The following is a 21,435-nucleotide window of genomic DNA, read 5'->3' as shown; positions in this document are numbered from 1 at the left end:
CCATGTCATCTCTTGCCTGGATCGATTTCGATGAAGCTGAGCGGCAGCGTGCGCAACGCATCATGGCGCTCTTTCAGGAGCGCGAGACCCGCGACGAGCTGGGGCTGGGGGCGATCCGCGATTCCATCGCCGATCACCTCTTTCCGGGTACGAGCACGATCCAGACGCGCCTGCGATACATGCTGTTCATCCCCTGGCTCTATCGGGCGCTGGAGAAACGCGAAGTCCCCGAAGCGCAGCTCCGCGCCGAGGCGCGCGACACCGAAATCCGGCTTGCCGACGCCTTGAAAGCCGGCGGCGAGTCCAACGGCATTATCGGCCGCGATGCGGGACCGCGGCTCCAGCGGCTGCCGAGTTCCGTCTATTGGGCCGGGCTCGGCGCGTGGGGCATCCGGGTCTTTCCCGGCTCGCTCGACAGCTTGTTCGTCACCTTACGGGGCCGTGGCCGTTCGCGCGGCGCATCCGGCGGCGAAGACGCCCTGGCCGGCGCGCAGGCGCCCGCCGTCTGGAATCCGGCCTTGCCGCAGATGCCCGGCGACCTGCTCGAACGCGCCATCTTCCGCCTGACCACGGACGAGGCGCAATTCCTGATCGATCGCCTGGTCGCCAGCCAGCCCACCGCGCTACTCACGATGCTCGCGCGCGAAGGAAGCGACGCGGACTGCGACTATATCTGGACGCATCCCCATCTGTCGGCGTTTCCACCTGCCGCGCGCCGCCTAGTCCAGCATGGGGAAATCTTCTCCCATGTGATGCACGGCGCAGCGTTGCTCTACAACCTCGCGCTCAGTGAACTGCGCCAGCGCGACGACTGGATCGACAACTATCGCGGTCGGCTTGACGCCTGGAGCGACGAACTCGATGCTAGCGCCGTCCGCGCGTGGTCGCTCGATGATTTCTGGAGCGTCGTGGAGCACCCGGCGCACGCCGTCCGACCGGCCGCCAAGCGCTTCGTGACCGAGTGGCGTGAGCTGGTTCTTGCCGGGACGGAGCAGGTGCTATCAGCACCCACGGCGCGGCATCTCGTCGAGGAGCGAGAACGCCGGCTCAAGACCAGCCAGTCCCGCTACGCCAATCACGCTGTCCGCGACCGCTGGACCGGCGCATCGGGCGCCGACCGCCTCAGCTTCCGCTGGGCGCAAGCCAAATCCCACCTGCGGGACCTCGCCCATGCTGAATAGGCGCAGCCTCGATCCCGAACAGCGAACGCTCTACGGTGCCAATCTTCAGCCACCGGCGGGCTACGTCTTCGACGCGGCGGTCGCTACGACCTTCTCGCTCGACTTCGAGACCACGCTCGCCGTGCCGGTCAGTCTGGCGCTCTTCGCCGCCGAGAACCGCGACGACATTCTCTCTCACCCTCTGGCGCTGCTGGAAGGGGCCGAGCGCATCGCCGGCCGCCTCGTCGTCTTTACCGACGCCGGCCATATCCAGGCGAGCGCCCGGCCGCATTCTCGCCTTTGCTCTTTGCTCGAACGCATCATCGTCGAGGTCGCCGCCCCTCAAGGCGGGGCCTTCCATCCCAAGATGTGGGCGCTACGCTTCACGCCGCTTCGGCCCGAAGACCCGGCGCGCCTGCGCCTGCTCATCCTCTCCCGAAACCTGACGCGCGACCGCTCCTGGGATATTGCCGCCACCCTCGACGGCGTGATCACCAAGCAGCCCAAAGCCGTCAACCGCCCGGTCGCCGACTTCCTTCGCCAGCTCCCGAACCTCGCGACCGCCGGTGCTCCCGACGGAACGAAGACTCTCGTCGATGAACTGGCCGAAGACATGCGGCGCGCCGAATGGAGTCTACCCGAGCCGTTCCAGAGTGTCTCCTTCGCGGTCAACGGCCTCGGCGGCAAGCCATGGCGCCCGGAACCCTGCGCTCGGCTGGGCGTGGTGTCACCGTTCTGCGACGATCAGACCCTGTCGATGCTCGCTGGCCTAGCCAGCGCCGAAAAGCCCATTTTCATCGGGCGATCCGACGAACTCGCTCAGGTGCCCGGCGTCACGTTGGATGGCTTTGCCCGCGTGGCCGTGCTCGACGAGATGGCTGCCACGGAAGATGGCGAAGAGGAGGACGCGACGGCCCTGCAAGGGCTCCACGCCAAGGCGTTCATCGCCGAGCGCGGCTGGGACACCGCGATCACCGTCGGCTCAGGAAACGCCACCCGGCCGGCGCTGCTGACCGGCAGCAATGTCGAGATCTTCACGACCCTGACCGGCAAGCGGTCGCAGGTCGGAAGCGTCGAGGAAATCCTTGGCGACAAAGGATTCGGCCGGCTGACGCGGCCGTTCGTCCGCGACGAGACGAGCGCCGCCGATGCCGCACAACGAGCCGCCGAGGCGCGTTTGGACCAGGCCCGGCGCGAGATTTGCCGCAGCGGCCTCAAGCTCTGTTGCGAGCGTGGCGAGCCCGCCGCCGATGGCTCGCCAGTCTGGCAGGTCTGGCTGGTCCCGTCCGAACCGCTTCCGCTTGCCGGGGTCGGCGTCTTGCGTGTTTGGCCGATCACGCGGGGCGAAGGGCATGCACGCGATGTGCTGGAGCCGCTTCGGCAGGGACAACCCGCCGACCTTGGCGCAATGCCCTTGGTCGACCTCACGCGCTTCCTCGCTTGTCACCTGACGGACGAGACGGAAGACGTCTCGATCCTGTTCAGCACCGGGCTCATGATGGAGGGACTGCCGGCCGAGCGTCACGCAGCCATCCTGCGCTGGGTGATCGACAGCAAGGACGCCTTCTTCCGCTATCTCCGTCTGCTCCTCTCCGAATTGGGCGATCCCTTCGCAGCGGCCCTTGCAGCGCAGGACGGTGCGGGTCAGGGCGCCTGGCGCGTGGCAAGCGATGACGCGCCGATCCTCGAGGAGATGGTTCGGGCCTTCTGCCGGGGCGGCGACCAGCTCCGCGCCATCGAACGGCTGATCGCGCGCCTAGAAGCCGGCGACGGCGTCGATACCGATCTGATTCCGGCTGAGTTCCGCGCGCTCTGGAACACCTTCCGAATTGCGCTCGCCACCCAGGATGCCGCGCATGCCGAATAAACGGTTCCGCGCCGATGCGGCGCTCGCTCCTCTCAAGGCATTTCAGCGGCGCACCGTCGATTATGTCTTCGATCGGCTCTATGGCCAGGACGATCCAGTCCGCCAGTTCCTGGTCGCCGACGAAGTCGGCCTTGGTAAAACGATGGTGGCGCGCGGGGTCATCGCCCGCATGATCGAGCACCTGTGGGACACCACCAAACGGATCGACATCCTCTACATCTGCTCGAACCAGGCGATCGCCGCCCAGAACCTCAACCGCTTGAACGTCCTTGGGCGGCGCGAGCTGGCCTTGCCAACCCGCATGACCCTCGTTCCCCTGCAACTGCGCGACCAGGTGGGCCTCGACGCCAACAAGGTGAACTTCATCAGCCTGACGCCGGGCACGACCTTCGATCTGCGCTCCGCGACGGGCGTGACCCAGGAACGCGCTCTGCTGTGCCATCTCCTGCGCGATCTCGTGACGCGCCCGCGGGGCCTGCACAACCTGTTGCAGGTCACAGCCGGCATCGACGGCTGGAACCGCGCCGTGGACAATCTCACCCTCGAAGGCGTCGACAAGCGTATCATCGAGCGCTTCCGCCGCGACGTGCAGGCGGATCGCGACCTCTTCGAGGAACTCGAACGGGTTTGCGAACTCTTCCCGCGCCGCCGGGACGCCTATCCCCCGGAGATGACACAGCCCCGCAACAGCCTGGTCGCCCGACTCCGCGCCAAACTGTCCCATGCCTGCGTGGACGCGCTGCAACCCGACCTCATCATCATGGACGAGTTCCAGCGGTTTCGGGATCTGCTGCACGGCGACAGCGACGCGGCAATCCTCGCGCGCGAACTGTTCGACTATTCAGGAGGCGACGGGCACGCCGCCCGCACCCTGCTTCTCTCCGCCACGCCCTATCGGATGCTCACGCTCGCCGGCGACGAGCCAGACGAAGGCGATCACTATCAGGACTTCCTGGAGACACTGAGTTTCCTCTACGGCCGGGAAAAGGGGCCGGAGGTTACGGCCACGCTGGCGCGAGAAATGCGCGCCTTCCGTGGTCTCCTGCATGCCCTGCCGCAGTCACACGCCTCAGCGGTCGAGACCCGCCAGACCATCGAACGGCGCCTGCGCCGGGTGATCGCGCGAACCGAACGGGTCGCGTCCACGGTCGAGCGCGACTCCATGATGAGCGAGCCCGCCGTCACAGTCTCGGTCGCGCCCGCCGACCTCGCGCAGGCATCGGCCGTTTCCCAGGTGGCGCGCACGCTCGATGCCCCCGAGATCATCGAATACTGGAAATCCTCGCCCTACCTGCTCAACTTCATGCGCCACTACAGCCTGAAACGGCTGCTGGAAGACCAGGCCAACGCTCCTTCGGCCGCGCTCCGCACCGCAATCCAGGCGGCTCGACCGGCCATGCTCGATCACGACGCCATCGACGCCTACGCGCCGCTGGACCCTGCCAATGGCCGTATGCGCGCGATCATGGACGACATCTTCGGCCTGCACCTCGAACAAAATCTCTGGCTGCCTGCCGCTATGCCCTACTACGGCGACCCGAGATCCGGGGCGCCGCTGACCAAGGCGCTGATATTTTCGTCCTGGTCCATGGTGCCCGACGCGGTCGCAGCCCTCCTGTCCTACGAAGCCGAACGGCGAATGGGTGTCGGCGAATCCGGCCGACGCTATTTCGAGCAGCATCGCCTGCGCCCCTTGCAGTTTCGGCAGGATCACGGTCGGCTCGCGGGTCTGCGCGCGCTGCTGCTGATCTATCCTTCGCCATCTCTGGCCGAACTGGCCGATCCGCTGGCAGTGTTCAGCGAAACCGAGACCGCCTTGTCGCTGGAGGGAATGCGCGCCGCTGTCGGCGACCGCCTCAAGCCAGCCATCGGTGCTTTGCAGGAGGGAGCGGTATCGCATCAAGACGCGAACAGCGCCGAGTGGGCCGCCCCTGCCGTGATCGATGACCTGCTGGGCGTGCGGTCCCGCGCGTGGCTGGAGATGCCCCACGGCATGCGCGCGCTGGCGCGCGAAGACGCCTTCCACGATCATGTCGCCGAACTGGCCACAGCGGTGAAGACGCGCGACATTGGCGCTACGTCCGCTGATCTATCGGATCTGCTGGTTGACGTCGCGCTCGGCAGTCCGGCCATATGCGCGCTTCGCGCTCTCAAACGGATCGCTCCCGAGTTGGCTTGGGACGACCCGCGCATGCTCAGCGCCGCCGCCGAAGTCGCCTGGTCGTTCCGCACGCTGTTCAATCAGCACGACGCGGTCGCCCTGCTGCGGCGGGATACCGACGATCACTACTGGCGCCGCGTGCTGGTCTATTGCGCCCAGCACAATCTTCAGGCCGTCCTTGACGAATACGCCCACTACCTCGTCGACGCCGAAGGTCTTGGCGCCCGTCCGGCCGATGAGCGCGCAATCGGTGTCGCTCGCGCCATGGCCCAGGCCCTGGCAATCCGCCCGTCACAGATCGACGTCGATGACGTGCATGTCGATGGAGAGGCCCTCGCCATCAGCAAATTCCAGATGCGCGGACGCTTCGCGATGCGGCTCGCCGACTACAAGGACGAAGACGGCGCCGTCGCGCGGCTCGGAGGCGTGCGCGATGCGTTCAACTCACCGTTCCGGCCGTTTGTTCTCGCCACCACGTCGGTCGGCCAGGAAGGGCTGGATTTCCATCCCTACTGCTATCGCGTCTATCACTGGAACCTGCCGGGCAACCCGGTGGACCTCGAACAGCGCGAAGGCCGCGTACACCGCTTCAAAGGCCACGCGGTGCGCCTCAACCTCGCCGAGCGCCAAGCTGCTGTGGTCCGGGGAAGTGGGAAAGCTCCTGACGATCCGTGGAAGCTGATGTTTGAACGCGCGCGATCTGAAGCGCCGATCGACAGCGATATCATCCCATACTGGATCTACGAAGGTTCCGTGCGGATCGAACGGCGAGTGCCGATGTTGCCGTTCAGTCGGGAGGTTTCGCGTCTAGCCTGGCTGAAACGCAGTCTCACCGTTTATCGTCTGGCATTCGGACAGCCACGCCAGGATGATCTACTTGACTACCTGCAAAATCTGGCGGGCGAGGGCATGGAAGCCAGTCTGCTCAGCGACTTGCAAATCCGCCTCGAGCCCGAGCTTTCTGATAAGTCAGGAAGATAGCCGAGCAGAAGCGGCTGTCGACAATCACACATTATCCACCGATTTCCGCGCCATGCCGCCTTAGCTGCTTCATGAACGCGGTGATGCACGTCTGAAGCCCCTCTCGCGTCATTGGGTCGGCGCTTCGGAAACCACATTTTCTTCAAGACCGGTGATCCTGAGGCCATCCGAAGGGTCGGCAGATTTGTAGTCAACACCCCGCCGATTGGTTTCGTCAGCGGCGTGATATGGGAACCGAGGGAAAAGCCTTCCCCTGCTGCTGAGCTATTTCTCAGCCGACCCCTTCTGCGGAAAGCTCCCCGCAACGACCCCGAGAGTGAGAGTGCAGGCTGGCTGTGCCGTGACGGGTTGAAGGCTGGGAGAGAGGCTTCCGGCGCCCGTCGCGGAGACCCGCGATGTCGAAACGTGATCCACGCAGCCGGCCGAGCGCCGACCGGACGAGCCTGTATGACGAAATCACCGGCAAGATCCTGGCCGAACTGGAGGCCGGACGGTTGCCCTGGGTCCAGCCCTGGGGGACGGCCGCGGCCAAGGCGCCGCTCGCCATGCCGACCAACGCCGCAACCGGGCGCGGCTACTCGGGGATCAATGTGCTGATCCTCTGGGGCGCGGTGATCTCGCACGGCTTCCCGAGCCAAGGCTGGCTGACCTTCCGCCAGGCCCTGTCGCTTGGCGGCAATGTCCGCAAGGGCGAGCGCGGCACCACCGTCGTCTATGCCGACCGCTTCGTGCCGGACGATGAACGCCGTCGTGCGCGAGAGACCGGCGACGAGGCACAGGCGATCCCGTTCCTGAAGCGCTTCACGGTCTTCAACGTCGCTCAGTGTGCCGGCCTGCCTGAGGACCTCGTTGCCGCCGTGCCGGCGCCCGAACTTGGGCTGATCGAGCCCACGGTCGACGCGCTGATCCGGGCCAGCGGGATCGACTTTCGCATCGGCGGCGACCGGGCCTACTACGCGCCGGCACCTGACTATGTGATGGTGCCGCCGCCCCAAGCCTTCTTCGAGCCCATCAACTGGCATCGCACGGCGCTACATGAATGCGCCCATGCCAGCGGCGCGGCCCATCGGCTGGGACGCGATCTCACAGGATCGTTCGGCTCCAAGAAATACGCGTTCGAGGAACTGGTTGCCGAGATCGCCTCGGCCTTCTGCTGCACCGCCCTCGGCATCGCCCCGACCGTCCGCCACGCCGACTACATCGGATCCTGGGCCGAGGTCATGCGCGAGGACAATCGCGCCATCGTCCGTGCAGCCAGTCAGGCAAGCAAGGCAGCGGACTGGTTGCTGGCCTTCGCCCCAAACGCCGGAGAACCGGGTCAGGCAATTGCCACCACCCCCGAGGCCGCACGCCAGGCGGCATGACCCACTCGCATACGCTCCAAGCATCGGCGCAGTCCCGTCTTTCCGGCTCTACGGCGTTCCGGCTATCCGGAAGCGATGAGAGGAAGAGGGCTGCGCCGATTTTCGTGACGGGTTGGAGGTCGGGAGAGAGGCTCCCGGCCGCCCGTCGCGGAGACCTGTCATGGCCACTGCCATTCAGAAGATCATCCTCTCGCCATCGCGCGACATCCCCTTCAACAAGCTCTCGCTCTCGCAGGCGAACGTCAGGCGCATCAAAGCCGGTGTGTCTATCGAGGAACTCGCCGAGGACATCGCGCGCCGCGGTCTCCTGCAGAGCCTCAACGTCCGTCCTATCATCGATGCCGATGGCGCAGAGACCGGCCTGTACGAGATCCCGGCCGGTGGGCGTCGCTACCGGGCGCTCGAGCGTCTGGTGAAGCAGAAGCGCCTCGCCAAGACAGCCGCAGTGCCGTGCGTGGTGCGCGATCCCGCGACGCCGATTCTGGCCGAAGACGACTCCCTGGCAGAGAACCTTCAGCGTGCTCCGCTCCACCCGCTCGATCAGTTCCGGGCGTTCCAGGCGCTGCGCGACAAGGGCCAGTCCGAGGAAGACATTGCCGCGGCCTTCTTCACTTCCGCTCATGTGGTGAAGCAGCGTCTGCGCCTTGCCGGCGTCTCGCCGAGGCTTCTCGACGTCTATGCCGAGGACGGCATGACGCTGGAGCAGCTGATGGCCTTCACGGTCAGCGCCGACCATCCGAGGCAGGAACAGGTCTGGGAGACGATCGCAGGCTCCTGGTCCAAGGAGCCCTATCAGATCCGCCGCATGCTGACCGAGAAGACGGTGCGCGCGTCGGACCGCCGCGCCATGTTCGTCGGGCTCGATGCCTATGAAGCCGCTGGCGGCACGGTCCTGCGCGATCTCTTCCAACAGGACGATGGCGGCTGGCTCGCCGATGTCGCCCTGCTCGATACCCTGGTTGCCGCCAAGCTGAAGACAGAGGCTAAGGCCATCGCGGCCGAAGGTTGGAAGTGGATCGAGGTCGCTGCCGACTTCCCCTACGGTCACACCCACGGTCTGCGCCAGATCGAGGGTGTCGCCGCCGAACGATCGGCTGACGAGCAGGCGACGATCGACGCGCTCAACGCTGAGTATCAGCGGCTCGAAGCCGAGTATGAAGGTGCGGACGAATTGCCAGACGATGTCGATGCGCGGCTCGGCGAGATCGAGGCCCTGCTGGATGAGCTCGACACCCGGCCGGTGATCTTTGATCCCTGCGATATCACGCGTGCTGGCGTCTTCGTGAGCATCGGCGCGGACGGCAGGCTCGTGGTCGACCGCGGCTATGTTCGCCCGGACGACGAGGCGCCCCTCGTCCTGCCCGATGACGAGACCGATGACGCTACGGCGGCCACCAGCGCCCAAGCCGGCGAACCCGGACCGAGCGGCACGTCCCGCACCGTCATCACGGTCGGCGGGCAGCCGATCGAAAGCGAGGACGACGAGGACGACGTGATCAAGCCGTTGCCCGAGCGCCTGGTGATCGAACTGACCGCCCATCGCACGCTCGCGCTGCGCGACGCCGTGGCGAGCAACCCACAGATCGCGCTGACGGCGCTGCTGCACAAGCTCGTCATCGACACATTCCAGCGCACCAGCACTGGCGGCGGATGCCTCGAAGCGTCCGTGCGACACGTCTTCTTCCCCGCGCAGGCCGCCGACCTCAAGGACAGCCCCTCCGCATGCGCGATCGCGGAGCGTCACGACGCCTGGAAGGCCGATTTTCCGCAGGGCGATCAGGCGCTCTGGGACTGGCTGTCGGCACTCGACGATGCGAGCCGACTCGCGCTGCTCGCTCATTGCGTGAGCTTCGGCGTCAACGCGCTTTACGAGAAGCCGAACCCCTACGGCGGGAACGGCGTGTCCCAGCACGGGCTCGAACGCCGTCTCACCCAGGCCGACCGGCTCGCGCGGGCGACTGGTCTCGACATGGTGGAGGCCGGATGGCGTCCTTCGGTCGACAGTTATCTCGGCCGGGTGCCGAAGCGTCGCATCGTCGAGGCCGTGCGTGAGGGCGCGGGAGACCGGGCGGCGCAGCTCATCGAGCATCTGAAGAAAGCTGAAATGGCCAAGGAAGCCGAACGACTTCTCGCCGACGCCCGGTGGCTGCCCGAGCCGCTGCGGCTCGCCGACACGGACATATCCTCCGAACCGGCCGAACCCGAAGCTGAGGCAAGGTCCGTGGATCTGCCGGCGTTCCTCTCAGGCGACGAGGAACCTTCGGACGAAGATACCGAGCCGCTCCCGGCCATCGCAGCCGAGTAGCCGATCCAGGCGGGACCGCTCCGGTGGTCCCGCATCTTTCCTCAGACGCCCCTTCCATAAGCCCAGTCGCCGCGCCGGGCTTTTTCATTTTCGTGGGAGACTGTCATGGCAGACTATTTCACGCACTTCTCGTGCCTGCTCGACGTCGGCACAGCTCAGAACGCCGCGCGCGCACTCGATCTCTACAATGCCCTGTCCGAAGCGGGCGCGTCGGAAGAACCGCCGTCGGAGGGCTTCCTTGTCTCCATCCAGCCGGAGCACGGCGGCTCGCAGCTCTGGCTACGGGATGACGTCTCCGGCGATCCCGAACGGCTGATCCAGTTCGTGAAACTCTGCGCGGCGGAATTCAGCCTCAAGGGCCGTTGGGGCTTCCAATACGCCAATACCTGCTCGCGGCCCCGGCTCAATGGGTTTGGCGGCGGTGCGCACGTCCTCGACCTCGGCACGGGTGAGACCCTCGGATGGATCGACACCGATGGCTGGCTCGCCGCCGCGGTGGATGGAGGTAATCCCGATGCCTGAGATCATCGAAACCACCGTCTATCGCCTCGACGAACTCTCCGCTGCGGCGAAGGACGCCGCGCGCGGATGGTACCGCGACGGCAGCTTCGATTATGACTGGTTCGAGTTCGCCTATGACGACTTCGAACGCATTTGCATGATCCTCGGCATCAGCCTCAGGAGGCGCCCTGTCCGGCTGTTCGGCGGTAGCACCCGCTCGAAACCCTGCATCTGGTTTTCGGGCTTCTGGAGCCAGGGCGACGGAGCCTGCTTCGAGGGCGACTACCGACACGCGAGATCCGCCGCCGGCCGCATCCGGGCCTATGCACCGACGGATACCGCGCTTCACCGGATCGCCGATACCCTCCAGGCCGTTCAGCGGCGCAACTTCTACCAGCTCCGAGCCACGATGACCCACCGGGGGCGCTACTATCACGAGCATTGCATGGCCATCATGGTCGATCGCGACAGTCCCGTAGGTCAGGACATGACCGCCGATGCAGAAGATGCCGTCTCGGAAGCGCTCCGCGATCTGGCCCGCTGGCTCTACCGCCAGCTCGAACGGGAATACGAGCATCTGACCTCGGACGAGGTGGTCGACGAGGCGATTGCGGCGAACGGCTACACCTTCACCGAAGCGGGCCGGCGCTTCGGCTGATTCAGCCTACCGCTCGCACGTCGAGAGGCAGAGGGGGCCGGGACGGGTTTGAGCCCGGACGGTCGAGAGAGAGCGGCCGAGGGCTCGCCCTGTTCCCGCTCTCCTCGAGGTCTTCCCCATGCACGATCGTTCCGCACCATGCGCGCAAGAACATAGGCCGGCGTCTCATCTGCCACGCGTCGACCGAATGGCGGCCCTGCTCGATGCCGCCCGATCCATCCTCGTCCATCTCGAAGCCGGCCAACGTGTCGACGCCACCCTGCTTCGTGACGCGATGGGAGCGAGCTTCAACGCGAGCGACGCTGCCGGAGCCTGGGACTGGAAACTGGCCTACGACGCCTGCGAGGCAGCAACCGTTCTTTTCCTTCGGAAATACGGCAAAGCGCTTTTGCAAAAAGCCGGCTCTCCGGCCGCTGCCCTGCCGCTGGTCGCAAAAGTCGCCGGTCTGCTTCCCACGCACACGCGCCGCTCCCTCGAAAGCGAGACGTTCCAGCAATTCTCGACGCCCATCCCGCTCGGATTCATCGCGTCGCGCGCGGCCGCTTTTACACCTGCCGACCGTGTGCTCGAACCGTCCGCCGGGACCGGTTTGCTCGCCATTCTGTCCGAGATTGCGGGCGCTAGTTTGATCCTCAACGAACTGGCGGAAACCCGCGCCAGCCTCCTCTCCTCCCTCTTCCCGGCGGTCGCAGTCACGCGCTTCGACGCAGCGCAGATCGACGATCATCTGCACCCGGCCGTGGTCCCGTCGGTCGTGCTGATGAACCCGCCATTCTCGGCGATGGCGAACGTCTCCGGTCGCATGGCCGACGCAGCGCTGCGACACATCGCATCCGCGCTCGCCCGCCTCGCCGAGGGCGGGCGCTTGGTGGCCATCACCGGCGCCAATGTCAGCCCGGAGCATCCAGCCTGGCGCGACGCGTTCATTCGACTGCAGGAGCGCGGACGCGTCGTATTCACCGCGAGCATCGACGGCGCCGTCTACGCCAAGCACGGCACAACCATCGAGACGCGGCTCACCGTCTTCGACAAGCTGCCAGCAGACGATCCGGCCCGGTTTCCCGCATCACAGGGTCAAGCACCCGACACGCAGACGCTTATGGGCTGGGTCACGGAACACGTTCCCCCACGGCTCACATTGGCGGGTTTGGTCGCCCTGCCGGCGCCGTCGGCGATGGCGCCGAAGCAGGTTGCCTGTCCGATTGCGCGCGGCACCGCGAACGCGCCGCAGAGGTCGTCACTCGAGGAGCCGGTTTACCTGGACCTCGCCTATGAGACCCTCGACTGGAAGCCGGCCGAAGATGGTCGGCTGACCGACGCCATCTACGAGAAATACGGACTTCAGACGATCCGCATTCCCGGCTCTCAGGCCCATCCGACCAAGCTCGTGCAATCGGCGGCCATGGCGTCGGTCGCGCCGCCCAAGCCAAGCTATCGTCCACGCGTGCCTGAACGGCTCATCAACGAGGGCGTACTGTCGGATGCGCAGCTCGAAACCGTGATCTATGCCGGCGAGGCGCATATGGGCTTCCTCAGCGGCGCCTGGACTGTCGACGCGACGTTCGATGTCGTCTCTGCCGCACCTGACGAGGCGGCATCCGCCGTCCGCTTCCGGCGCGGTTTCATGCTCGGCGACGGCACGGGCGCGGGCAAGGGGCGCCAGTCCGCCGCCATAATCCTCGACAACTGGCTGCACGGTCGGCGCAAGGCCGTCTGGATCTCGAAGTCGGACAAGCTGATCGAGGATGCGCAGCGCGACTGGTCGGCCCTGGGCATGGAGCGCCTGCTGGTGACGCCGCTCTCCCGCTTCCCGCAGGGACGGCCGATCACACTGCCGGAAGGCGTCCTATTCACCACCTATGCCACGCTGCGGTCCGATGAGAAGGCCGACAAGGTTTCGCGCGTCCGCCAGATCGTCGATTGGTTGGGCTCCGATTTCGACGGGGTGATCATCTTCGACGAGAGCCATGCCATGCAAAACGCCGGCGGCGGAAAGGGAGAACGAGGCGATGTCGCTCCGTCGCAGCAGGGCCGTGCCGGCTTGCGGCTCCAGCACGCCCTCCCCGGCGCTCGAATCGTCTACGTCTCGGCGACAGGCGCCACCACCGTCCACAATCTCGCCTATGCCCAGCGTCTCGGCCTGTGGGGCGGCGAGGATTTCCCGTTCGCCACCAGGGCCGAATTCGTCGCTGCCATCGAGGCCGGCGGTGTTGCAGCGATGGAGGTGCTGGCCCGCGATCTTCGCGCCCTCGGCCTCTATACCGCCAGATCCCTGTCCTATGACGGGGTCGAGTACGAGCTGGTTGAGCACGCGCTCACCGACGAGCAACGCCGCATCTATGACGCCTATGCTGGCGCGTTCTCGATCATCCACAACAACCTCGATGCGGCGATGCGCGCCGCGAACATCACCAGCGAGACCGGCACGCTCAACCCGCGCGCCAAATCTGCCGCCCGTTCGGCCTTCGAAAGCACCAAGCAGCGCTTCTTCGGGCACCTGCTGACCTCGATGAAGACCCCAACGCTGATCCGCTCGATCCAGCGCGATCTCGATGACGGGCACGCGGCTGTCGTCCAGATCGTCTCCACCGGCGAGGCACTGATGGAGCGGCGACTGGCCGAGGTGCCGACCGAGGAATGGAACGACGTGCGCGTCGACATCACGCCGCGCGAATATGTGCTGTCTTACCTTCAACACTCCTTCCCGGTGCAGCTCTACGAGCCGTTCACCGACGCGGATGGCAATCTCTCTTCGCGACCTGTCACCCGCGACGGCCAGCCCGTCGAAAGCCGTGAAGCGGTCGCCCGGCGTGACCGGCTGATCGAGAAACTCGCAAGCCTGCCGCCGGTGCCTGGCGCGCTCGATCAGATCGTCCAGCGCTTCGGAGTGGACTTGGTTGCCGAGGTGACCGGGCGATCGCGGCGCATCATCCGCAAAGGTGATCGGCTCATGGTCGAGAACCGTCCGGGCTCCGCTAACCTCGCCGAGACCGCTGCCTTCATGGATGATGCCAAGCGCATCCTCGTGTTTAGTGATGCTGGCGGCACCGGGCGCAGCTATCACGCCGATCTCGCGGCGCGTAACCAGCGCCTTCGCATCCACTATCTCCTCGAGCCGGGCTGGAAAGCCGACGCCGCCATTCAGGGCCTTGGTCGCACCAACCGCACCAACCAGGCGCAGCCGCCGCTGTTTCGTCCGATCGCAACCGACGTGAAAGCCGAGAAGCGCTTCCTGTCGACCATTGCCCGCCGGCTCGACACGCTCGGGGCAATCACCCGCGGCCAGCGCCAGACCGGCGGACAGGGCCTCTTCAGACCCGAGGACAATCTCGAAAGCCCGCACGCGCGCGACGCGCTGCGCCAACTTTACCTGCTGATCGTTCGCGGCAAGGTCGATGGCTGCCCGCTCCAGCTCTTCGAGAGCGCCACCGGCCTCAGCCTGATGGACGACACGGGCATCCGCGACGAGCTGCCGCCGATCACGACCTTTCTCAATAGGTTGCTGGCGCTGACGATCGACCTGCAGGGCATATTGTTCACCGCCTTCGAGCAGCTTCTCAATGCCCGGATTGCCGGAGCACTGGCCAGCGGCACCTATGACATCGGGCTGGAAACGCTGAAGGCCGAAAGCTTCGTCGTCACCGACCGGCACACCATCTACACGCATCCCGCCACTGGCGCGGAAACCCGCTTGCTGACGATCACCCAGCGCGAGCGCAACCGGCCCCTGTCGCTCGACCAAGCCTTCGAGCTTCTCGCCGATCCACGTGCAGCTCTGCTGATCAACGAGCGATCCGCCAGGGCGGCGGTTCAGGTGCCTGCCCCGAGCATCATGCTGGATGATGGCGAAATCGAACGCCGGGTGCGCTTGCTCCGGCCGATGGAACATCACCATGCATCGCTGGCGTCGATGGCGGAAAGCCATTGGCGGGCGGCCGATCGCGAGGTCTTCGCGGCGGCGTGGCAGCGCGAACTGAGGCAGATCCCCGAGTTCACCGACAGCACGATCCATGTCGTCGCCGGGCTCCTGCTCCCGATCTGGAAGCGTCTCCCGGATGAGTGCACGCGTGTCTATCGCCTCCAGACGGACGACGGTGAACGCATCATCGGGCGACGCGTGTCTCCAGCCTGGGCGGCCAACGCACTCGCGATCGGAGCGCCCACGCTGACGGCTGCCGATGCCTTTGCAGCCTTGGTGGCAGGCAGCACCGTCCTCGACCTCACCGAGGGCCTCCAGCTTCATCGCGCTCGGGTGATGGGCATCCACCGCATCGAGCTATCGGGCTTCTCCGAAACGATGCGCGATCGCCTCCGGTCCTACGGCCTGTTCCACGAGATCATCTCCTGGAAGCTCAGGATGTTCGTTCCCACCGACGCGACCGGCGTGGCCGTTCTTGCCAAGGTGATGGAGCGCTATCCGGTCACGCGGATCTCTGAACGGGAGGCCGCGTGATGGCCAGCTTGGACGCATCCGATCTTGCGGCCCGCCTCGCCGGCCAAGCCGAAGCCGTGTGCCGGCACTATTTGTCCAACGGCACAAGGCAGGGAGGCTACTGGCTGGTAGGCGACGTTCGCAACACGCCGGGCCGCTCAATGTTCGTGCGGCTCAAGGGGCCGCAGACGGGTAAGGGCGCCGCCGGCAAGTGGACCGACGCCGCCACCGGCGAGCATGGCGATCTGCTCGATGTCATTCGCGAAACCTGCGGCCTTCCCGACTTCAAGCAGGTCGCCGAGGAGGCGCGGCGCTTCTTGAGCCTCCCGCATCCAGAGCCCGCACGAGAGTCGCGGCGGGCTAGGACGTCCTTGGCGCCAATGGGTTCACCAGAAGCGGCGAGGCGTCTCTTCGCGATGGCACAGCCTATCAGCCGTACACTCGGCGAGACGTATCTGCGCAGACGCGGCATTACGTATTTGCACGAAACCGGATCGCTGCGCTTTCATCCCCGCTGCTTCTTCCGCCCCGATGAGCATTCCCCGACCGAGATCTGGCCGGCGATCATCGCAGCCGTCACGGATCTCAATGGCGAGCTCACCGGCGCACAGCGGACCTGGCTCGACCCCGACGGCTTCAACGAAGCTACATTAGGCAAGGCGCCAGTCGACGCACCGAGACGGGCGATGGGCAATCTCCTCGGGTCTGCCGTGCGCTTCGGACTGCCGGGCTCGGTGATGGCGGCCGGCGAAGGCGTCGAGACCATGCTGTCGCTGCGCTGCGCCCTGCCGACCATGCCAATGGCAGCTGCGCTGTCGGCGGCGCATCTCGCCGCTATCCAGTTCCCCGACACCCTGCACCGGTTGTATGTCGCGCGTGATGACGATCCCGCCGGCGATGCGGCGATGATGACCTTGATGACCCGCGCGGAGGAAGCGGGCATCGAGGCGGTCATCCTGTCTCCGACGCTTGGCGACTTCAATGAAGACCTCCGGCTGCTAGGACTCGCAGCGCTCCGGGCGGCCATCCGTGTCCAGATCGCGCCCCAGGACGTCGCACGCTTCATGGAGCATGCAGCCTAACCGGGATGGAGGCAGGCGGTTGTTGGTCGAGCACTTCGTACAAAGCCCGCATCTGGGATCACCATTGCGCCAGAGGACTGCGCCCCGGCCTTCCAGAGGGCGATCGGCCATCAGACGGTCCGCCCGGGCAACCTTGTGGCCGACTATTTTCCGGCGGCCCGCTCCACCCCACGCGGTCAAGCCGCGCGGGGACCCCGGCTCGGGCCTTTCCATCGCGAGACAAAATAGCCGGCCCCGGCGGTCCTTCGCTCACGCTGCGGCCCCTCGCTTCGCTCCGGGTGCCAGTCCAGCCCGTCCGACGGCTTCGTCGCCATGAAGGCCGCGGCGGTCGCGGTCCAGCGAACGGAGCTTCCCATGAGCGAACATGACGAATTTGAGCCCGACCACATCTCCTCTCCAACCGATCATGTCCTGACTGAGCTTCAGCTTTATGGCTTCCACCCTCGCGAGGATGAACCCGATCCGCGGCCTATCCCAGAAGATCGCATGATCGCCGGCGCCGTCGCCGACATCTTCGACGCGCTGATAGCCACCATGGCCGATACCGGCCTCGACGCAGATCTCGACGACCTGCTGTGGTCAACGGTCAACACCTTCCACCGCGCCGTCGAACGGGTCGAACGCACACTCGACGACAACGAGCAGGCGCAGAAGCAGGGGCAGCGCGAACAGGATGGCTCCGAGGTGAAGGCCGTGCAGCTCGAAGCGCTGATCTCCACCGGACAGCGGCTCATCGAACGCCGCGACGCCCTCGAACTCTTTCGTGACACCGGCGCCGACCTTTACCGGAAAACGACCGGCTCGAACTGGTCTCCCCGCCACGGCTCACGCGTCAACCATCGACAGCTCACCTCTGCGATGATCGACAGCCGCGACTTCATCGCCGCCCGCAAACGCGCCGATCGAGAGGTGCTGCTGCCCGCCGGACCGAAGATCGCGCTGACCGGCGGGCTCGACTTCAACGACCATCAACTGATCTGGGCCAAGCTCGACCAGGTCCGCATGAAGCATCCCGACATGGTGCTGATGCACGGCAAATCTCCGAAAGGGGCCGAGAAAATCGCCGCCCGCTGGGCCGACCACCGCGGCGTCGCGCAGATCGGTTTTGCCCCCGACTGGACCAGGCACGGCCGTTCAGCACCGTTTAAGCGCAACGATCAGATGCTGGACGTGCTGCCGATCGGGGTCATCGTCTTCCCCGGCACCGGCATCCAGGACAACCTGGCCGACAAGGCGAAGAAGCTCGGCATCCCTGTCTGGAGATTCGGCGGCGCGTGAGCGCCGCCTATCCCAAATCGACTTTCCAGAACTTCAGAACATTCTCGACCTCAGTCTTCGGATAGTGAAGCAAATTGGCACTGGCGAGAGCGGACCGAATCTTCGACTTTCGCTTTTCGATTTCGCGTTCGATGCGCGGCGTGAACGGCGCGGTCCCCGGAGGCAAGACGCCTCGCCGATCCGCGTTGGGCCAACTCTTCGGGTAGTCGGGAGGTGTCCAGCCAGATCGCACCTGTTCAGCCTGTTCGGCGACCGCCTCGTGCTCGCATGCCCATCCGTACAGATGGAAAGCGCATACGCGCAGCATGGCTTTGATTTCAGGAAGTGTGTCGGTGAAGCCCTTCAGCGACGTGGGCAGCCACACCATGTTCGCGACACAGGAGAAATAGCGTGGATCCTGCACCACGCTGCTGCCCTGCGCGAACGATGGATCGTCGTAACCCCAGATGTGACAGACGGTCCAGTTTTTCGGCCTTGGAGACGCTACGTCGAGCGCGGCGACAAGGGCGTTCAGCGCAGCCACATTTCCTTCGAACTTTTCCGCCGTGACGCCGGTCAGCTTGCGCGTGTTCGTGTATCGCCGCGCCCACCCGGCATCAAAGAGCGGCCGACCGCGCGCAGTGTGCGGTGCCCAGACCGGCAGCGCGCGAAACGTGTCGGGATGTACCCAACGTGCCGTCCGCTCGATGAGTTCGACGATGGCAGGAATATCCGACCTCAAGGCCTCGTTGCCATCCGGCACATGGAAACCGCTTGCCATTTTCCTCCCAGACGAAGTTGTCGCCTCGTATGCGCGAGACGTCCGTTTGAGGTCTTGGCGGCAAGGCTGTTGAGAACATCACAGCTACCATTTCAGACCGGCCGACACACCCCCGCTTATCTGCGCTGATCCTTGGTCAGACTGATCGCTTAACGCCATCAACCCGTAAAGGGTCGGCTATGCGAGCATGCCGCCGCTTCGGCTGCGCCTGCGCGGTGATTGCAGCGCTCAGTCCGACACTTCGGGCGCCTGTCAGCGGGGGATGGTCCTCCGCTCGGAACAGGAGCCGGACCGATGTCCCTCGACGCCGCTTATGCCTTCGCAAACAGCCTCGCTGGCACCCTGATGGTCGCCATCATCATCTTCCGAGCGGGCGACGGCACGCTGTCTGTCACTCCCTGCAACGAGTTTGACGGCGATGCCGAGGTCGTGGCCGAGATCGATCCGTTCGACGTCTGACGTCTGGCCGAACAGCTTCGCGGGCGGAGATCGGTTCGATTTCCGCTCCCGAAGCACGTCGAATTTCGCTATACTCTGCAATGCGCCTTGGTGGTGGTGGTTGGCGCACCCGTCAGACCTATTCTCACGGAGGCCACCACCATGATCGTCTTCGCCATTCTCGGTTCGCTTGCCGCCATCGGCGTGCTTTGCTGGCTTTTGTTCACGCTTGCCGTCTTTGCGCTTCCAGCTTTCATCGGCGTCAGCGCGGGGATCTGGGCGCATGAGACCGGCGCTGGCCTGCTCGGTGCCATCGTCATCGGCGCCGTTGGCGCCGGTATCGCACTCGGCGTCGGCCAGCTTCTGCTCGCCATCCTGCGGCCGGCCTGGCTGAAAATCCTCGTCGCTTTGGCTTTCGTCGCGCCCGCAGCCATCGCGGGCTTTCACGCGACGCATGGCATCGTGAAGCACACCATGCCGTCGGAAACCTGGCAGCTCGTGTTCTCGGTCATCGGGGCGATTGCCGTTGCGGTCACGACCTTCATCCGCGTGACGTCACTTACCCCGCCAGGATCGACCAGCCGGGGCGTTGCCAATGCCTGAATGCCGAACTGACCGAAGAGCCGGACCAGAAAGCGGACGTGCGCCACGCACCAACCGTCGACCGACCTGATGTGGGATCGGGCGAAAGGGCGCACGTCAGCGCGCAACCTGTCATGGCGCAGGGCTCGCTGATCGTCTGATCCCAGGCTGCTCATTCGCCGACTGACCAAACGCAGGCTGATGGGCGGAACCGTCAGGCGCTCCTCATCAGCAGGACGAGACGTGTCAGCTCAGCGCTCAGAAACGCCGATCGCGTAAGCCGCGCGTGCCAATTCGGCCGATGCCCTGCGCCGCCACGTCATCCCCTCGGGATCTTGCCAGATCGAGCGCACCCGAGCGGCCTCTTCAATGGCCTGATCTGGCCGAAGACCGGCTCACGCCTCGCTCGCCAATGGCGCAACAGCGGCGTCACAACTTTCTTCCCCTGCCGGCTGCGCCGTCATTCCTCGCGGGACAAGAAAGTTCCTCCTTTGCTGTCAGGCCCCAAGCCTACCCCAGCGAACTGGGGCCCCGAGGCTGGGGTGCGCCGCCGAGCGTCTCCGGCCCGCCGATCGCCATCGAGGCCGCAATGGTGCGGGCTCGAGACTTCAGATCGAGGAGAAATGACATGGCCACCATCGGCACCTTCAAGAAGACCGGCACGAACGAGTTCACCGGCGAGATCGTCACCCTGAGCGTTCAGGCCAAGAACGTCCGAATCGTCCCCGAGACCCGGGCCACCGGCGAGAACGCCCCCAGCCACCGCGTCCTGGTCGGTCGCGCCGAGATCGGCGCCGCCTGGTCCAAGCGCTCCAACGAGGGCCGCGACTATCTTGGTCTCAAGCTGGACGACCCGAGCTTCAACGCCCCGATCTACGCCAACCTGTTCGACGACGAGGACGGCGAAGCTTTCAGCCTCATCTGGTCCCGCCCCAGCCGCCGCAACGGCGACTGAGGCTCCGGCGACGCCCCGTCCGGTCGATCCGGACGGGGCCTTCGTCGACCAAAGCATCCGAATCAGGTTGCGGCCTGAACTACTCGAGCGACCGCAATAGACGCTCTTCAGTCTGGCCCGAGAAGCCAAGAACGACTATTATAGTCGTAGTTCTGGCGTGCGCTGAGGTCCGAGTGGAGGTGATCATGCATGATCACCGCCCGACTGTCGCGGGCCGCACGCGCGCTGCTGGGTTGGACACAGGAGACGCTCGCTGACGAAGCCCGTGTATCACTGACCGCGCTCAAGCGCCTCGAGTCGGAGAGCGACTTGAAGGTCTACGAGAGCACGCGCGATCAGGTGCGCCGGGCATTTGAAGCGCATGGCATCGTCCTCTTGCAGTCCGACCAAGGTGAAGGGGTGATGCTCGTCCATGGCCGAAAAGCCGCCAGCGACATGCGGAAGAGAAACTAGCGCCGTTCCACGACGGCCAACCCGCGTTGCGAGCCAGCAGCCATACCAGTTGCCGTCGAAGTCGGGCTTGGTTAACGCCATGCCGACACGCAGGGGCTCTGTGATTCCAGGTGGGGCGTCGTGACCAAGGCAGACTTCCTCGAACGGCCGCCGGAGAGCGCGTCGGTCACCGACTATGATCGGGCGCACATGACGCTCTACCTCCGTCTCCTTGATGCCGCGTCGGACGGCGCTGCTTGGGAAGAAGCCGTGTCAATCCTGTTCGGCATAGACCCGGCCGCCGAACCGGAGCGGGCCCGCCGCATCCATGACAGCCATCTCGATCGTGCCAAATGGATGACCCAGCACGGCTACCGCGAGCTCGCACATGAGCACCCGCGTCGTTGATGCGGGGGTGATGCCGCGGCGGCATCGCCCGTTTCCATTTCTCCGGCTTCCGCTTGCGCTTGCGTGGCGGA

At 65.5% G+C, this 21,435-nt stretch carries 16 protein-coding genes; 15 read left to right on the top strand and 1 reads right to left on the bottom strand.

Going from position 1 to position 21,435, the window contains the following annotated elements; translation table 11 throughout:
* Window positions 1-2 precede the first annotated feature (2 nt).
* The 10 genes from K9U40_RS02155 to K9U40_RS02110 all read left to right on the top strand — a co-directional run bounded on the left by K9U40_RS02155 (window position 3) and on the right by K9U40_RS02110 (window position 17,789).
* The gene (locus K9U40_RS02155) at window positions 3-1,181 is read left to right on the top strand and encodes a DUF6361 family protein (protein WP_282888607.1); all 1,179 of its coding nucleotides are present in this window, start codon (window positions 3-5) and stop codon (window positions 1,179-1,181) included.
* Window positions 1,171-3,027 (top strand): phospholipase D family protein, encoded by a 1,857-nt coding sequence (locus K9U40_RS02150; RefSeq protein WP_282888606.1) that lies wholly within the window; start codon window positions 1,171-1,173, stop codon window positions 3,025-3,027. Before K9U40_RS02155 ends, K9U40_RS02150 begins: the two co-directional genes overlap by 11 nt.
* Window positions 3,017-6,169, top strand: a complete 3,153-nt coding sequence (locus tag K9U40_RS02145; RefSeq protein ID WP_282888605.1) for a helicase-related protein — start codon at window positions 3,017-3,019, stop codon at window positions 6,167-6,169. The genes K9U40_RS02150 and K9U40_RS02145 overlap by 11 nt, the downstream gene beginning before the upstream one ends.
* A gap of 395 nt (window positions 6,170-6,564) precedes the next feature.
* Window positions 6,565-7,533 carry an ArdC family protein gene (locus tag K9U40_RS02140; RefSeq protein WP_282888604.1) on the top strand — a complete coding sequence of 323 codons (969 nt, stop codon included), beginning with the start codon at window positions 6,565-6,567 and terminating at the stop codon, window positions 7,531-7,533.
* A gap of 160 nt (window positions 7,534-7,693) precedes the next feature.
* The gene (locus K9U40_RS02135; protein ID WP_282888603.1) at window positions 7,694-9,838 is read left to right on the top strand and encodes a ParB/RepB/Spo0J family partition protein; all 2,145 of its coding nucleotides are present in this window, start codon (window positions 7,694-7,696) and stop codon (window positions 9,836-9,838) included.
* A gap of 105 nt (window positions 9,839-9,943) precedes the next feature.
* The gene (locus tag K9U40_RS02130; RefSeq protein ID WP_282888602.1) at window positions 9,944-10,360 is read left to right on the top strand and encodes a hypothetical protein; all 417 of its coding nucleotides are present in this window, start codon (window positions 9,944-9,946) and stop codon (window positions 10,358-10,360) included.
* Entirely contained in the window at window positions 10,353-10,997 is a 645-nt protein-coding gene (locus K9U40_RS02125) for a hypothetical protein (protein WP_011579882.1), read from the top strand. The genes K9U40_RS02130 and K9U40_RS02125 overlap by 8 nt, the downstream gene beginning before the upstream one ends.
* Before the next feature lie 118 nt (window positions 10,998-11,115).
* Entirely contained in the window at window positions 11,116-15,450 is a 4,335-nt protein-coding gene (locus K9U40_RS02120) for a strawberry notch-like NTP hydrolase domain-containing protein (RefSeq protein WP_414114857.1), read from the top strand.
* Window positions 15,450-16,511 carry a DUF7146 domain-containing protein gene (locus K9U40_RS02115; RefSeq protein WP_282888600.1) on the top strand — a complete coding sequence of 354 codons (1,062 nt, stop codon included), beginning with the start codon at window positions 15,450-15,452 and terminating at the stop codon, window positions 16,509-16,511. Before K9U40_RS02120 ends, K9U40_RS02115 begins: the two co-directional genes overlap by 1 nt.
* Window positions 16,512-16,865: 354 nt before the next feature.
* Entirely contained in the window at window positions 16,866-17,789 is a 924-nt protein-coding gene (locus K9U40_RS02110; RefSeq protein ID WP_282888599.1) for a DUF2493 domain-containing protein, read from the top strand.
* A 7-nt stretch (window positions 17,790-17,796) separates the two neighbouring features.
* On the opposite strand, the gene K9U40_RS02105 is transcribed toward K9U40_RS02110, so the two are convergent.
* Entirely contained in the window at window positions 17,797-18,549 is a 753-nt protein-coding gene (locus K9U40_RS02105; RefSeq protein WP_282888598.1) for a hypothetical protein, read from the bottom strand.
* Window positions 18,550-18,843: 294 nt separating this feature from the next.
* Here K9U40_RS02105 and K9U40_RS02100 point away from each other — a divergent pair, with 294 nt between their 5' ends.
* From K9U40_RS02100 to K9U40_RS02080, 5 genes are all read left to right on the top strand, one after another.
* Window positions 18,844-19,008: a hypothetical protein gene (locus tag K9U40_RS02100; RefSeq protein ID WP_011579877.1), complete on the top strand. Its 165-nt coding sequence runs from the start codon at window positions 18,844-18,846 to the stop codon at window positions 19,006-19,008.
* A gap of 141 nt (window positions 19,009-19,149) precedes the next feature.
* Entirely contained in the window at window positions 19,150-19,590 is a 441-nt protein-coding gene (locus K9U40_RS02095; protein ID WP_282888597.1) for a hypothetical protein, read from the top strand.
* A gap of 607 nt (window positions 19,591-20,197) precedes the next feature.
* Window positions 20,198-20,524: a DUF736 domain-containing protein gene (locus K9U40_RS02090; RefSeq protein ID WP_011579875.1), complete on the top strand. Its 327-nt coding sequence runs from the start codon at window positions 20,198-20,200 to the stop codon at window positions 20,522-20,524.
* Window positions 20,525-20,713: 189 nt separating this feature from the next.
* Window positions 20,714-20,977, top strand: a complete 264-nt coding sequence (locus K9U40_RS02085) for a helix-turn-helix domain-containing protein (protein ID WP_011579874.1) — start codon at window positions 20,714-20,716, stop codon at window positions 20,975-20,977.
* Between the two features lie 120 nt (window positions 20,978-21,097).
* Complete coding sequence (locus tag K9U40_RS02080) at window positions 21,098-21,364, top strand: DNA -binding domain-containing protein (protein ID WP_209351235.1); 267 nt, start codon at window positions 21,098-21,100, stop codon at window positions 21,362-21,364.
* Window positions 21,365-21,435: the final 71 nt, after the last annotated feature.

Origin of the sequence: Xanthobacter autotrophicus, assembly GCF_030015065.1 — a bacterium.
GTDB classification, from domain to species: Bacteria; Pseudomonadota; Alphaproteobacteria; order Rhizobiales; family Xanthobacteraceae; genus Xanthobacter; species Xanthobacter autotrophicus_D.
This window is presented reverse-complemented; position numbering and strand designations above follow the sequence as displayed.